This window comes from Paenibacillus massiliensis 2301065 = DSM 16942, from assembly GCF_000377505.1.
Taxonomy (GTDB): domain Bacteria; phylum Bacillota; class Bacilli; order Paenibacillales; family Paenibacillaceae; genus Paenibacillus; species Paenibacillus massiliensis.
Map to the genome: position 1 here is coordinate 13,985 of NZ_KB898206.1, position 14,192 is coordinate 28,176.

Sequence of the window (14,192 nt, forward strand, 5' to 3'; positions counted from 1 at the left end):
CTGTACAGCTCCTTCTCTATGCACAAATGAAATTCATTGTATATGTCTCTAGTTTGTACTCATTATAGACGAAAAACACCACCAAGGCCAAACCAGGCAACACTAGTCAGGCGTGGCGGCTCGGTGCTTGAGATGCTGTTAGCATCTCAAGCAGTTCTTAGTCCCGATTGCGTTCAAATATAATACGCAGCCCATCCAGCGTCAGCAACGGAGCAATCTCCTGAATGCTGGTCGTTTCCCCTGCAATCAGCTCGGCAAGGCCACCCGTGGCAATCACGGTTGGCTCAGCTTGCATCTCTTGACGGATACGAGCTACGATACCATCGACCTGACCTGCATAGCCGTAGATAATACCGGACTGCATCGCACTGACAGTATTGCGCCCAATCACCTTCTTGGGCTTCTCCAGCTCAATACGCGGCAGCTTCGAGGCACGCTGATACAACGCCTCCGTCGAAATTCCAATGCCAGGCACAATGACACCGCCCAGATAATTGCGCTGATCATCAATGCAATCGAAGGTAGTCGCTGTACCGAAATCCACGACAACCAGCGGTCCACCATACTGCTCTACAGCCGCTACAGCATTTACAATCCGATCCGCACCAATCTCACGCGGGTTCTCATAGCGGAGGTTAAGTCCGGTACGAATGCCAGGCCCTACGATAAGTGGGGTTTTACCAATATATTTGGTACACATCTGCTCTAGGACCTTGACCAATGGAGGAACGACAGATGAGATAATTACACCTTCAATATCCTGAAAGGATATGCTCTTCATACCAAATAAATTATGGATCAGGACTCCGTATTCATCCTCGGTAGACTGTCTGGATGTCAGAATTCGATAGTGATGTAGAAGCTCACGATTATGATAAATACCCAGCACGATATTTGTATTGCCTATATCTACTACAAGAATCAATGGGGTACCTTCTTTCTTTCATGTTAATATCCAATTGCAACCATGCTGAATCAGCTTAAGCCTATCATGCCATGATGTCAATATGATACCACAACTCATATTTGGTACATCCTTTCCAATGTACACAACGTAACCGTGCGTGTCAATTTTTAAATCACAAAGGATTTTGCGTATACGAGCAACCTCTCGACGAAGTCGTACGTAAAAGCCACTAAGATAGAATGATGAAATTGCGTGATTTATATTATGGAGGCATAAGCAAGGGAGGATATTATGGATTCACGAGAGAGACTGAATCAAGAGCTGGATATCATCAAGAGATGGGAACAGGAGCAAAAGGATACTGCGTGGTGGGACAAGCTGGGGAGACTGCCTTTTGCCCTGCTTGACCGGGTTCTGCCGAAGGGCTTGAAGGACAAGCTTGCCACAGCCTTGAATGAGGTTGGAAAGTTCGTACAGGATGGTGGGAAATATCTCGTACAGCCCTCGCAAATCGTCAAGCTGCTGCAGGAAGAGGCTGCCAAGGCAGGCTACCTGGATTCTTCAACCGATTCTTCAGAAGATCAACCAGCGGGGCATTCGACAGAGCATTCAACAGAGCATCCAGTGGATTCTTCAGCAGTTCTTTCAGCAGACTACTCTTTCGCAACCGAACAGAGAGGGAAGAAGGTCAACAGCTCTCAGGAAATAGTACAGCAGCTCCCACTTGATGTGCTCGACCAAGCAGCTCAGCATATCACGGAACGCAGAGTAAAGTTCGCCGCAGCTCAAGGGGCCACTACAGGGATTGGCGGGGCCGTGACCATGATCGCGGATATTCCACTTGTCTTGGGATTGTCTCTGAAGGTTCTGCAAGAAATGGCCCTGTGCTACGGCTTTGACCCTGATGAACCACAGGAGCGTGTCTTTATCGTGAAGTGCCTCCAGTACTCTTCTGCAGACATCGTTGGCAAGCAGGCCATTCTTGAAGAACTAGTGGACTATGACAACCCTGAGCGACAGGTACAAATTATCTCGCAGATTCAAGGGTGGAGAGAGGTTGTGCTGTCCTATCAAGAATCCTTTGGTTGGAAAAAGCTGTTCCAGCTTGTCCCCATTGCAGGTATGTGGTTCGGCTCGGTCAGCAATCGAAATACGATCCGTGATGTTGCAGAGGCTGGACAGATGCTCTATAAGAAGCGTTTGATACTTCAGCGCTTGGATGAAGCTAATTCCTGATGTCGCATGACGATGATTGCATGGTGCTGAATAAATGAATATAGCCCCTGATGCTCTCACTCCGTGCATAGGGACCAATAATAAAAAACAAGGCAGCCTCATTACTGAGACTGCCTTGTACTATTTATTTCAACTTAAGCATTCGTTGGTGGTGTTCCGCCTGAGTTGTTGGAGTTGCCATCTTCGTCATCAGACTTCTTCAGCAGATCTCCAGAACTTTGCGTTCCTTGATTCTCTTCGTCCTTGCCCTGAATACGGACACGAACATCTCCGATGTTATCAATCGTAGGCTCTCCTTGCTCTGAGCCTGGATCGCTACTGGAGGACGGATCAAGGGAACCTGTCTCGATCAGTTGCTTGATCTGATCGAGCTCCAATGTCTCCTGCTCAAGCAGCGTCTGTGCAATGAGATGGACTTCCTTGGAACGCTCGGTCAAGAGGTTCTTCGCCCGCTCATAAGACTCAGTGATGAAGCGGTTCATCTCCTGATCAATCTCATAAGCGATCTGATCACTGTAGTTCTGCTCATGACCGATGTCACGGCCCAGGAATACCTGACCCTGTGAGCTTCCGAACTGCATTGGTCCAAGTCTCTCACTCATACCGTATTCCACGATCATGCTTCTTACAATACCTGTTGCTTGCTGGAAGTCGCTATAAGCGCCTGTTCCGATCTCACCGATGAACAGCTCCTCCGCAACACGTCCGCCTAGGAGTCCCGTTACTTTATCGAGGAGCTCTTGCTTCGTAGTCAGCATGCGGTCTTCCTTCGGCAGCATGATGACATATCCGCCAGCACGCCCACGAGGAATAATTGTTACCTTATGCACCATATCGGCATGCTCCAGGAAGTATCCCAGAATCGTATGACCCGCTTCATGGTAGGCCACAATGCGTTTCTCACGATCACTAATGACACGACTGCGCTTCTCGGTACCGACAATGACACGGTCAATGGCTTCGTCCACTTCCAGCATGGAAATGTCCTTGCGGTTACGGCGAGCAGCGAGCAACGCAGCTTCGTTCAGGAGGTTCTCAAGGTCCGCTCCTGTAAATCCTGTCGTACGCTTCGCAATTACATTCAGCTTGACGTCCTTGGTCAGCGGCTTGTTGCGGGCATGTACCTTCAGTACCGCTTCACGGCCTTTGACGTCTGGACGGTCTACAGTAATCTGACGGTCAAAACGTCCTGGACGAAGTAAGGCTGGGTCCAGAATATCTGGACGGTTCGTCGCCGCAATGATGATAATGCCTTCATTCGGACCGAATCCATCCATTTCGACGAGCAACTGGTTCAGCGTCTGCTCACGCTCGTCATGGCCACCGCCAAGACCCGCGCCACGCTGACGACCAACCGCGTCAATCTCATCAATGAAGATGATGCAGGAGGAGTTTTTCTTCGCATTTTCGAACAGGTCCCGAACACGGGATGCACCGACACCGACGAACATTTCAACGAAGTCGGAACCAGAGATACTGAAGAACGGTACTCCAGCTTCACCAGCTACTGCTCTCGCCAGCAAAGTCTTACCTGTTCCCGGAGGGCCCACAAGGAGTACCCCTTTAGGAATGCGAGCGCCCACAGCTGCGAACTTACGAGGGTCCTTGAGGAATTCCACGACTTCGACAAGCTCCTGCTTCTCTTCGTCAGCTCCTGCTACATCCTCAAAGGTAATGCGTTTCTTCTCTTCGTTATACAGACGGGCTTTGCTCTTGCCAAAGTTCATCACTTTGCCGCCGCCACCCTGGGCCTGATTGAACAAGAAGAAGAACAAGATAAACATAATAATCAACGGAACAATGGAGGTCAGGAACGTGAGCCAAATGCTCTGCCCTTCCATCTTCTTCTGCTGATAATCAAATCCATTATTCTCGCTGTATGCGACAAATTCATTAATCGCTGCATCCGTTGGTGGAATGTACAGTGAGAAGTCTTCCGATTTTGCCTCACTCGGCTTCTGCTTGTAAGTACCTGTTACTAGAAATGAGAAACCTTCGTACTGAACGGTAACACTCTTGATGTTGTTAGCCTTCAGTTCGCTGCGAATTTCGTTATAACTAGGGAGATCGGCAGTTTCATTACCTCGAATTACAAATTGAGAAATGCCCACCACGACTAAGAAAAGTATCAAATAAAAACCAGAATTCCGGATGAACCGATTCATCCCCTACCTCCTCTCAAAACACTCAAGTTATTTTACCATAGCCTGTAAGATGTTCTCAACACACATACTAGTACAGTCCTAGGACTGTAGTACGGGATGTTAGGTGGTGTAAATCTCTGGCTTCAATACCCCTATGTATGGAAGGTTGCGGTAGTGCTCACCGTAGTCCAGACCATATCCGACCACAAAGGCATCAGGCAGTGTAAATCCTGTGAAATCAGCCTCCAGATTGACCGTGCGGCGAGCAGGCTTGTCAAAAAGGGTTACAACCGTAACCGAGCTTGCATTCCGGCTCTTCAGGAGTTCGATTAGATGACTGAGCGTCAGGCCACTGTCAATAATATCTTCGACAATCAGCACCTCACGTCCTTCGACGGATTGATCCAGATCCTTAATGATTTTGACTACACCCGACGACTTTGTCGAAGCTCCATAGCTGGATACAGCCATGAAATCAAGCTCAAGAGGGACTGTAATATTCTTAACCAAATCAGCCATGAAGATAAAAGCACCTTTCAGCACACAGATCACCAGCGGATTCTTTCCCTCATAGCGTTCGCTAAGAATGCCGCCTAGTTCCTTGATTTTTGCCTGAATTTCTTCCTCGCTGATCAACACTTCCTGAATATCGTTATACAACTGAGTGAACCTCCTAAATATATACTATGAACGCAGCAACCGGGCGATTACCGATTCACTTTCCGCTCTTGCGGGCGCTCCCTGTACGCCATGACATATATATAACCGAAGATGTGCTTTCTTGCACCGGGGCATGAATCGAGCGCCGGATACCTGGAAGCCACACAATTGTACCCGAACCGTCGCATACCACAGGAATGGAGGACCTTACGGAAGGAGGAATTTTGGCATCTATAAAAATATCTTTAACCTTTTTTCTTCCTTTTAACCCCATAACCTGTATGGAATCTCCCGGTCTTCGTGTACGAATCGTCAACGGAAATATGAGCTGCTCCGCATCAAACACAGCATCATCGGCATTAAAAGGTACTTGTATACCCTTCTCCTGCTCGCGCAAAAACCATGATAAACTGCTCTTCTGCGGTAATTCCAGGGTTCCCTCAGCTTGATTGAGCTGAATCTTGTAATTATATTCGGTACAGGAGCTTAATGGTTCGCTGTAAAAGCTGGCTGTATCGTATTCCCGGATACATACTGCCATACCTCCCAAATCCAGACTCCATGTCGTAGGCTTATCTTGAATAAAGCCCCGCCGCACGGCTTCAACTTTGTGAAAATCTGCATTTTCATGATCTGAAGGCAGGTAGTTTAATATTAATTTAATCACTCTCCGTTGTAAAGCGAGGGTTAAGCGCCGAAAGGCCGGAAGATCAATGGTCATTTTGTCTGGCTCCCGCCTCACCAGGTCCGAGAATACACGTTCAGCCTCTTCCCCCATATGGTCGTCCTCAGCACGCAGTACCTCTGCAAGCCGATTCAGAGACTCTGTCAGTTGAATATTATATTGCCCCAAATAAGGAAGTACATCCATACGGATTGCATTTCGTCTGTATTTGTTATGCTCATTGCTGCTGTCCACTACATACGGGATATGCTTCTGCTCACAGGCACTGACCAATTCCGTCTTGTACATACGAAGCAGTGGACGAATCAGTTGCACATTCTTCTCCATGCGCACAGGACGCATTCCAGCAAGCCCTGTCGTACCACTCCCTCGTAGTAGATGCAGCATCACGGTCTCAGCCTGATCGTCGCCGTGATGAGCCAGCGCAATGCTTTTGGCCCCGTACTGCATGGCAGTCTCATGGAGGAAACGATATCGTAGCACACGCGCTGCCTCCTGTGGTCCCTTGCCTGAGCTCTTCATGTAAGCCGGCACCTCCAGCCTAGACATGACGAAAGGGATATTCAGCTGATTCGCAAGCTTGCGCACAACTTCAGCCTCTTCATCTGACTCCTCTGGCCGGAAGCCATGATGAGCATGTGCACAGATGAGACGCAGTGGCGTATGCAGCCTTGAGACCTCTTCCAATGCATGCAAAAGAGCCACAGAATCCGGTCCCCCGGACACTGCGACTACTATACTGTCTCCAGGTGCCCACATAGCATGCTCAGCCGAGGACCTAAGCACATGCGCCACAATGCTATCCCACATTCGTCCTTCCATAGATCGTCACTCTTTTCTATACCTGATCTAACATCAACCAGAAATACGTTGGAATTCGTTATGTATACTCCCGCTGGCTGCCTTCATTTCTGACATGACAACAGACGTTACGCTATGCTGTCAATTTCCGATTGTCCACTCTTACTAGCGCAACGCCAGCCAGATCGCTCCTGCCAGCAGGGAAAGTGATACCGTAAATGCATAGCCCAGCCACCGTGCCTTATATCTCTTCCTGGTCCCGGGGCTCTTGGCGTGAGCAGCCGCCAGCTGCGACCAGGTTCTCGCCGCCTGTCGAGTGTCCTGGTGCTCACCACGTACTGCAGATATGAGCCACGCTGCATAGGGTCTCAGCACCTGGCTATGCGCAACAATGGAGGTGAGATCAGATATGCTCCTTAACTGTGGCAGCTTGCCTGCCGCTACCTTAAGAGCATCCGCCTCCATAATATGAATGCCCAGCAGAGCGAATGAGAACAAATCATATTGCGGGTCAGCATTGCGCCCTCCTGCGTTCCAGAAGCCTCGATCATACCACTCGGTAAATTGTTTCACACTGCGGCCTGCACGAGTAACGCCTCCATAATCAATGAGCTCTGCTTGTCCATATGGACTCACCAGAATATTCTGAGGCTTCAGATCACCAAAGATCCATCCCTCATTATGAAGTTCGGCCAATTGCTTCAAGACACCAGCCGCTGCCACCCCATACCATGTAACCCCTCGCTGGGCCACAAAACGATGAAGCGGCTCGCCCTTTACATATTTCATCACATAAAAGGGAACATCACCGTTCATCCTTGGATAATCATCTACTTCAAATAAATAGGAAGGAACGCCGTTCGAATGCAGTGCTCCGCCCTCCGACTGGAGCGTGGTTAGCACATTGATCTCGGACTGGATATCCAGGGGATCCCTCCCGAGCTTCAGAGCATAGTACCGATTCCCCCCGGCTTCCTTCACCAAATACACAGTTCCATTGGCTCCACGTCCCAGCATGCGCTGGACGACATAGCTGCTTCGCTTCCACCTGCCTGTGATGGTAGTCCCCGGCGCAAGACCGGGATCAGACGACGTAGTCACCAAGCATCCCTTCTCCTTTGCCGTAAGTTTCTTCCAAATGCTGTTGTCCCTCTAGTGTATCATATCGGAAATAATCAATCACTTCTAAAATGGCCGGTCCGGTCGGTGTCGCCCCCTTCATCTGCAGCTTGCCAAATATCGTCTTGAGAGCGGCGGGGTCTGAGGTCCAATCCACGGTTCGGACTACATCCTGCCCCGATCGCTGTCCAGGAAAATGAAATACGGAAATTCGGCTACTTCCCATTCTAGCCTGCAGGCTCAAATTCAGATCACGAATCGCCTCCTCCACCGCTGCCAGCTTCGGCTTCATACTCGCGCTGGCATCAATCAGCAAAGCCACCTCCAGATTGCTCGTCTCGGTCAGCTGATCCACCACCTCTACTACTTTGGCACGCTCTGGTGGTGGCAGCTCTTCTATACTGCCAGGTCCATTTTCACCGAGAATATGTCTAAGCTCTTTATTCACAGCATGCTGAATGGTCTGAACCACCGTCTTGCGAGTCATCATCTGGATTGTCTGCGCAAGCTGCCTGGTGCCCACAATTCGACTGAACCCACCTCCTGCCTTGGCAATCTCCTCAATCTCTACACTTCCCAGCTCACCAATAGTTCCATAGTCAATGACTCCTGCAACGTTGACCGTAATTCCTTGCTGTAGTGCATGAGCCGCTGCCATAACTGGACTTGCTCCTACGTTGGAGCATCCGTCTGTAATCAACAAAATTTGTCTCATACGCTTCACCTCCGCTATGATCTAGCATGAATCTATCTATCATCTAGCATTCCCGAATGATCGATAGTTCAAACTTGGTAGCTTAGTGAAGTTTCGTGTAGGCTTCATGACGAAGCCAAGGACTGGCATGAGGACGCAAAGGTAGTACAGAACGCGCAAGCTCTTCTAGTGCCACTCTAGCTCACCGTGCGTGGTCGCTCCATTCGGCTCAGACCAGGCATATGCAGGGTTGCCCATTCCGGTCGGTAATGATCTACTTGACTGACGACGACCGTCATATCATCTATGATCTGATTTTGTTGATAGCGAATAACCCTCTCTAATAGCAGGTCTGCCATACGCTGCGGATCATCGTCCTCCAGCTCCATAATGAGCCGTTTCATCCACAGCTCTTTATTGACCGCATAGCCTGGAGCATCGTAGATCCCATCGGTCATCATAATCAGAGTATCTCCTGCCTGGAGTTGAACCGAGATGAGATCGACCTCAATATCCTGAATAATCCCGATCGGCAGATTGCTAGCCGAAATAGGGATGACCTCATTGCCCCTCTTGATAAAGCTCGGCGTAGAGCCAATCTTCATAAAGGTGGTCTTGGCGGTATACTGATCGATCAATGCCATATCGACGGTTGCATACATTTCCTCAGGAGATCGCAGCAGCAGGACGGAATTGACCGACTTGATCGCAAGACGCTCGTCCATTCCTGATTGCAGCAATTGCTCCAGTATATTTAAGGCTGCGCTGCTCTCCTGTCTGGCTCGCTCACCATTCCCCATTCCATCACTAAGTGACACCGCATACGTGCCATTCCCTAGCTCAGAAGCATTGAAGCTGTCCCCGGACAGAATATCCCCTCCCTTGGCCGCAGAAGCAATGCCCGTAGTAATCTCGAACGTCTTGGCCGAGCCAAAGGTTACCGTAGCCAGCCCCTGCCTGGCGTCGGTCATGGATTCCCCCAGCACAGCTATATGCTCATCCAGAATATCGGACAGCAACGGTGCGATCATCTTCCTACATTCATCAAAGCCCTGTGTATAGGCATGAACAATCTCAATCTCAACCTGCCCCGCATCCAGATTAATAATCTCAATACTGCAAATGGAGAGTCCCAGCTTGTCCAGCGCATCCCGTATTTGCTCCTCCTGGCGGTACATGGCCTGTGTCTCCCGCTGAATCTCGCGTGCCAGATCATCCATCACCTGCGATACGCCTGACAGTTGCTCCGCCACGAGCTGACGACTATCGAATACCTGGCGCTTCCACTGCATATTATGCTGATATAGACCGTATTGCTGCTTCATCACCTGCAGCACAGCTTCTGTCTTGGCGCAGCTTCGGCTCCACTTGGCAGGCATATCTGCAGGTTGTATATCCGGTTGATCCTCAATGGTACCCATCATCTCTGTCATGAATTGATAGGTCTGCATGAACTTTCGGTCCCAGCACTGCTCCCGCTTGAAGCAGGAGGCACAGGTGCTGTCGGCTACAGCGCTCATGAAGTGCTCCATCTCATCCTCTCGCTGGGTTTGATCTGCCGCGGTAATCTGATGGAAGCTCCGTGCCAGCTGGCGGAACACCTCGGAGAAGCGACTGACGCGCTCCGCCGTCAGATCGCGGATTCGCTTGGCATATTCATGCTGCGAGCGGGCGTGATCCTGGGTACCGGGGACATATTTAGCGATGGCAGAGAATAGACTCTTTGGCGTCAGGAGGAAGCATAGGATGGCAATACCACTCTCCCATGTTGATGTAATGACATCACTAGTGCCGTCCAGGTAGACAGTCAATATAGAGGAGCCAAGTAAGAGTCCGACCGCCACCCCAATCTTGCGACCTTCACGGAGCATCCCTGCAAGCAGCCCCGATAATGCCAGTAGACTCATCTGGACGATCGCTGATATGTTGGCCAGACTCAGGATCAGACCCATTATGACCCCGACAGACGCTCCCAAGGGCGCTCCACCAACCAAGGCAAATACTAATATAAGATATCTGGACAGCACATGGTCCAGGGATACGGAGTATACGCTCCAGCCGACGGCTCCCGTCATGACGGAAGCTAGCAGAATAATCAGGCATAGAATCTCTTCATTCTTCAGCTGTGCAACCTTCTTGCGATAGGTGAAGAGTGGAATCGCCTGAATGAACACCAATGTCAGCATGAAGCTGAGGATGGCGTCCGTCGTCATCATCATGAAGGCATACCATGACATGGACGGACCGATAACGACGTGGAACAGATTCACCATGAAGACAGATACGAAGACCATGATCGGAATATAGGACAGATCCGGCTTGCCGTAAGCGCTGATCCCTTTATTGAGGAGGAAGAAGATAAGCAGCTGGAGCGCCACTACCCACACGGCTGGATAAGGAGCGAACAGACTACCAAGTAGCAGAGACATGCCCACTGGTATCATCAAGTCACGCCGCATAAAGAGAATAACCCCGAAGTAAGCTGCTGCAAAAGGGGATAGCTCATCCAGAATTGTAGCCCTTCCGAGCAAGAAGCCCATAGCCGAGAGTAAGAGTGTCCATTTCTGCGCATCCAGTGCCTGTATGATCTTGAAGGAGTAGAGCCAATCTACCAAGCGGCTGGTTAGTTCAGTTCCGCTTTTTTTATTTTTGGCTTTGCTTGTTCTCAATCCTGGAAATTGAAGCACATTCCACTTGTTCATCATTTTCAGGCACCCCATTCAACAATTTGATGGTTCCTATCTTAACCGGGACAAGCTGTGAAAGTTTGTCAGAAACTCTCCATGATGCCAAAGAAATTTCCGACAAAAAAAAGACGCATGCGAAACAAGGAGAAAAGCCCGCTGATCCCCTACGCTTGCGTTCTCTTCCTTCCCCTGCCGATCATGATAAAGCAAGTGAATGGCGCTTTCTGCGGCGTCGGCACAGGCGAGTCGACTGGATTTTGCCCAGACTTATCTGGATTACCGTTGTATGATGTCGGACATTTCTATAGACACGACAAAAAAACCGCAGTAGCCGATGGGCTCTGCGGTTCTTCTATATTGATCGGTTTGTGTGCTGTGATGAACGCCATACTTAACGCGGTTATACGCGCTTCGCTCCGCGTCCTCCACGTTTTCCTTCGGTGTTCTTTTTGAGCGAGGAAATACGTTCTTCACTATCCTTCAGGAAGCGTGACATTTTATCCTCAAATGAAGGTTTACCCGCTGCAGGCTTGAACGACCGTCCCCCACGATCACGGTTAAATCCGCCACCGCCACCGCTACGTCCTTGCCCTTGACCACCACCGCCAAAACGTTCTCCTGGACCGCGGTCCGGTCTTGGGGCTCGTGGTGGTGGAGATTCGGAAGCCGGTTTATCTACAGCCTGCTTGATGGAAAGTCCGATTTTCCCGTCCTTGTCAACATTAATGACCTTCACCGTCACGACATCATTAATCTTCAGGTGGTCGTTGACATCCTTAACATAGTTATCGGCGATTTCCGAGATGTGAACGAGACCCGTGACACCTCCAGACAAATCCACAAATGCTCCAAAATGCGTGATGCCTGTCACTTTGCCCTCTAACTTGGTGCCCACTTCAATTGCCATAGAATAAAATGATCCTCCCTTAAATATATGCAACCGATTTTTTCAAAATCACGCTGTGGTGATTTGATTATACAAAATGGCTTAACTTAGGTCAACTAAGCAATGCCTATAATGGCGCCTATTTCTGTTCATTTAGAATGGGTGTTTCCTCAGGCTTGTACAGTCCATATCTGCTTCTTGCAAGCTCGCCGATGAATTCAGGGTCCTGAAGTCGATTCACCTCATATTTCAGTTGATTCTCAGCAGCCTGTGCAGCCTGTTGTGCAGCAAGCTTCTGCTGCAGTGCACTATTCTGCTCCTGCATACTGAACGACTGAGAGAAAAAGGTGAATATCGTCCAACCAGCAAACAATACTACCGCCGTCAACCAGATCATGATTCGTCTGCGTGCACCAGTGTGCGACTTGGATGTTGATGAAGATGAAGTTGTGCCGACAGACGAATGTCTCATGGATTGTACCTCCTTCTGCGCAATAATAATATAATCATGTTCTTGTCCACCATCGCTGTAGCCAGTTCCATACCCGAAACAGCCAACGTGGCTTGGGGAATCTGTTCTGAATCAGTACGACCAGCGGACGAATGATCCACCACCCTAGCTTAATGAAAGGCCGAAGCAGCACAATCATAGCTCGACCGATCAGGATAACCAGTCGCCACAGTCCGATAACTAGCGCTCGCATCAGGCGGTATATCCCCAACAGTGGTTGTATAATCAATACATTAAATATTCTGCACAGTATATAAATAAACCTGTTGATGATCTCTATTAACATTACCACAAATCGTTGAGTCGTAACACTTAACAGCCAAAAATAGAAGCAAACTCCTAAAACTAGTCCTAAAAATACATAAAACCTCAATTGTCCCCTGTTACTCTCATACAGCATGTAGAAAATAAACAGCGCAGACAGTATCCAATACAGCAGATCCAGGATATGCACCGTCCACCTGGCGAAGCGGAAGCGACCAGACAGCACCCGGTAGCTGTCGAACACCGCTCCCATAGCTGCTCCAGATAGGGTCATCCAGATCAAGGTAATCCACTGTGTGTAAGGACTCATTTAAATAGCTTGCCGATCAGGCTTTTGTTGCTTTTGGGTCGAGAACCGGGATCCAGATAGACAATGGAGTTAATCGTGCCCTCGATCGACAAAAGCCCTTCCTCCAGGCTGAGGTTTTTGATATGTAAATTTTGCCCGCGAATAGTTAAGTGGCCAAGCTCGGTCTGGAGCAAAAATTCCTCGCTGTCAAAGCTCTCTACGTTGCTGACTCCCGTCAGGTCCAGTAGCTTGCGGTTCTGCATGTGCAGATCATGCTTTTTCGGCTTGCTGTGTTCCACCATGGCATGTACCCCTCCTTCTGTTGATAGCTTATGGAAGGGGAACTGCAAATAGAACCAATATTATATGTCGGTTATAATCTTGATGTTTTAAAGGGACTGGTAGAACCTAATTCAGCGAACAGCTTTTGCGTCAATGCGAAAAAGAAGCATTCCTCTTTGTGCAATGAACTTGCAACGAAGGAATGCTTCTCCTTACCAATCGATTCCGTTATCCTTGGCAATCGGTTCTTCTTTAATTAGCGTGTACATCCCTGCCGCCTCATCCTTGCGTGTCGTATCCGCAAGTCGTTCCACTCGCACCGTGACCAGCTTCTGTCCAAATTGGACCGTAAGCTCATCACCTACCTTGACGGAGCTGCTGGGCTTGGCTTCGCGACCATTCACCATCACTCGTCCCTGTTCAGAGACGTCCTTGGCAACGGTACGGCGCTTGATGAGCCGGGATACTTTCAGGAATTTATCAAGACGCATTAATTCACTGCTTCTTTAAGCTTGTTACCAGCTTTGAATGCAGGAACCGTGGATTCAGGAATTTCGATGGTGTTACCTGTTTGTGGGTTACGGCCTGTACGACCAGCACGTTTGCGAGTCTCGAATGTGCCAAAGCCAATCAATTGAACTTTGTCACCGCTTGCGAGCGCGTCTGTAATTTCTCCAAGAAAACCGTTCAGTACGGTTTCAACATCACGTTTAGTCAGTCCGCTTTTGCTGGAAATGTTGTTGATCAGATCTGTCTTGTTCATAGATTAAGAGCCTCCTAGAATTAAAAAGAAATAGATTCAGCCTGGTAGCAGGTTGTACGTCTTCCCTGTCGGGACGATTTCCAAACCAAGCCTGCTTGGAACCTTGTAAACTGAACAATCGGCAGCCTGGGATACGTCCAGGAGCACTGAATGTTTAGAATTACTAAGATCAAGTATTCTTGATGTCTTACCGAATTCCTGCAACACGATATTACTTTTTTTTACGAGACGGGTCAACAATAGCGTATTTTTTTAGGTATTTTT

General features: G+C 49.1%; 14 protein-coding genes. 1 reads left to right on the forward strand and 13 read right to left on the reverse strand.

What is annotated here, in order from left to right; all coding sequences use genetic code 11:
* Window positions 1-157: 157 nt before the first annotated feature.
* The gene (locus tag D328_RS0126250) at window positions 158-925 is read right to left on the reverse strand and encodes a type III pantothenate kinase (protein ID WP_018888025.1); all 768 of its coding nucleotides are present in this window, start codon (window positions 923-925) and stop codon (window positions 158-160) included.
* Between the two features lie 273 nt (window positions 926-1,198).
* Here D328_RS0126250 and D328_RS0126255 point away from each other — a divergent pair, with 273 nt between their 5' ends.
* On the forward strand, window positions 1,199-2,143 hold the full coding sequence (locus D328_RS0126255; protein ID WP_018888026.1) for an EcsC family protein: 945 nt from the start codon (window positions 1,199-1,201) through the stop codon (window positions 2,141-2,143).
* A gap of 134 nt (window positions 2,144-2,277) precedes the next feature.
* Here D328_RS0126255 and ftsH read toward each other — a convergent pair whose 3' ends face one another.
* From ftsH to D328_RS0126315, 12 genes are all read right to left on the reverse strand, one after another.
* On the reverse strand, window positions 2,278-4,308 hold the full coding sequence (ftsH, locus tag D328_RS0126260) for an ATP-dependent zinc metalloprotease FtsH (RefSeq protein WP_018888027.1): 2,031 nt from the start codon (window positions 4,306-4,308) through the stop codon (window positions 2,278-2,280).
* A 99-nt stretch (window positions 4,309-4,407) separates the two neighbouring features.
* Window positions 4,408-4,947, reverse strand: a complete 540-nt coding sequence (hpt, locus tag D328_RS0126265; RefSeq protein ID WP_018888028.1) for a hypoxanthine phosphoribosyltransferase — start codon at window positions 4,945-4,947, stop codon at window positions 4,408-4,410.
* A gap of 55 nt (window positions 4,948-5,002) precedes the next feature.
* Complete coding sequence (gene tilS, locus D328_RS0126270; protein WP_018888029.1) at window positions 5,003-6,454, reverse strand: tRNA lysidine(34) synthetase TilS; 1,452 nt, start codon at window positions 6,452-6,454, stop codon at window positions 5,003-5,005.
* Window positions 6,455-6,598: 144 nt separating this feature from the next.
* A complete protein-coding gene (locus D328_RS0126275; protein ID WP_026281391.1) occupies window positions 6,599-7,534 on the reverse strand; it encodes a protein kinase domain-containing protein in 936 nt (311 codons plus the stop codon).
* Entirely contained in the window at window positions 7,518-8,267 is a 750-nt protein-coding gene (locus D328_RS0126280; RefSeq protein WP_018888031.1) for a vWA domain-containing protein, read from the reverse strand. Before D328_RS0126280 ends, D328_RS0126275 begins: the two co-directional genes overlap by 17 nt.
* Window positions 8,268-8,443: 176 nt before the next feature.
* A complete protein-coding gene (gene spoIIE, locus D328_RS0126285; protein ID WP_018888032.1) occupies window positions 8,444-10,951 on the reverse strand; it encodes a stage II sporulation protein E in 2,508 nt (835 codons plus the stop codon).
* A 382-nt stretch (window positions 10,952-11,333) separates the two neighbouring features.
* Window positions 11,334-11,840 (reverse strand): S1 domain-containing RNA-binding protein, encoded by a 507-nt coding sequence (locus D328_RS0126290; protein ID WP_018888033.1) that lies wholly within the window; start codon window positions 11,838-11,840, stop codon window positions 11,334-11,336.
* A gap of 118 nt (window positions 11,841-11,958) precedes the next feature.
* Window positions 11,959-12,291 carry an FtsB family cell division protein gene (locus D328_RS0126295; RefSeq protein WP_018888034.1) on the reverse strand — a complete coding sequence of 111 codons (333 nt, stop codon included), beginning with the start codon at window positions 12,289-12,291 and terminating at the stop codon, window positions 11,959-11,961.
* A 34-nt stretch (window positions 12,292-12,325) separates the two neighbouring features.
* Window positions 12,326-12,904, reverse strand: coding sequence for a spore cortex biosynthesis protein YabQ (yabQ, locus tag D328_RS0126300; RefSeq protein WP_026281392.1), 579 nt, complete (start codon window positions 12,902-12,904; stop codon window positions 12,326-12,328).
* Window positions 12,901-13,185, reverse strand: a complete 285-nt coding sequence (gene yabP, locus D328_RS0126305) for a sporulation protein YabP (RefSeq protein WP_018888036.1) — start codon at window positions 13,183-13,185, stop codon at window positions 12,901-12,903. Before yabP ends, yabQ begins: the two co-directional genes overlap by 4 nt.
* A 192-nt stretch (window positions 13,186-13,377) precedes the next feature.
* Window positions 13,378-13,656, reverse strand: coding sequence for an RNA-binding S4 domain-containing protein (locus D328_RS0126310; RefSeq protein ID WP_018888037.1), 279 nt, complete (start codon window positions 13,654-13,656; stop codon window positions 13,378-13,380).
* On the reverse strand, window positions 13,656-13,928 hold the full coding sequence (locus D328_RS0126315; RefSeq protein WP_018888038.1) for an HU family DNA-binding protein: 273 nt from the start codon (window positions 13,926-13,928) through the stop codon (window positions 13,656-13,658). The genes D328_RS0126310 and D328_RS0126315 overlap by 1 nt, the downstream gene beginning before the upstream one ends.
* Window positions 13,929-14,192: the final 264 nt, after the last annotated feature.

Coding starts and splice junctions, on each gene's coding strand:
- yabP (WP_018888036.1), bottom strand. CDS start 13,185: ATGGTGGAACACAGCAAGCCGAAAAAGCATGATCTGCACATGCAGAAC.
- yabQ (WP_026281392.1), bottom strand. CDS start 12,904: ATGAGTCCTTACACACAGTGGATTACCTTGATCTGGATGACCCTATCT.
- D328_RS0126310 (WP_018888037.1), bottom strand. CDS start 13,656: ATGCGTCTTGATAAATTCCTGAAAGTATCCCGGCTCATCAAGCGCCGT.
- D328_RS0126290 (WP_018888033.1), bottom strand. CDS start 11,840: ATGGCAATTGAAGTGGGCACCAAGTTAGAGGGCAAAGTGACAGGCATC.
- spoIIE (WP_018888032.1), bottom strand. CDS start 10,951: ATGATGAACAAGTGGAATGTGCTTCAATTTCCAGGATTGAGAACAAGC.
- D328_RS0126255 (WP_018888026.1), top strand. CDS start 1,199: ATGGATTCACGAGAGAGACTGAATCAAGAGCTGGATATCATCAAGAGA.
- ftsH (WP_018888027.1), bottom strand. CDS start 4,308: ATGAATCGGTTCATCCGGAATTCTGGTTTTTATTTGATACTTTTCTTA.
- D328_RS0126315 (WP_018888038.1), bottom strand. CDS start 13,928: ATGAACAAGACAGATCTGATCAACAACATTTCCAGCAAAAGCGGACTG.
- D328_RS0126280 (WP_018888031.1), bottom strand. CDS start 8,267: ATGAGACAAATTTTGTTGATTACAGACGGATGCTCCAACGTAGGAGCA.
- tilS (WP_018888029.1), bottom strand. CDS start 6,454: ATGGAAGGACGAATGTGGGATAGCATTGTGGCGCATGTGCTTAGGTCC.
- D328_RS0126295 (WP_018888034.1), bottom strand. CDS start 12,291: ATGAGACATTCGTCTGTCGGCACAACTTCATCTTCATCAACATCCAAG.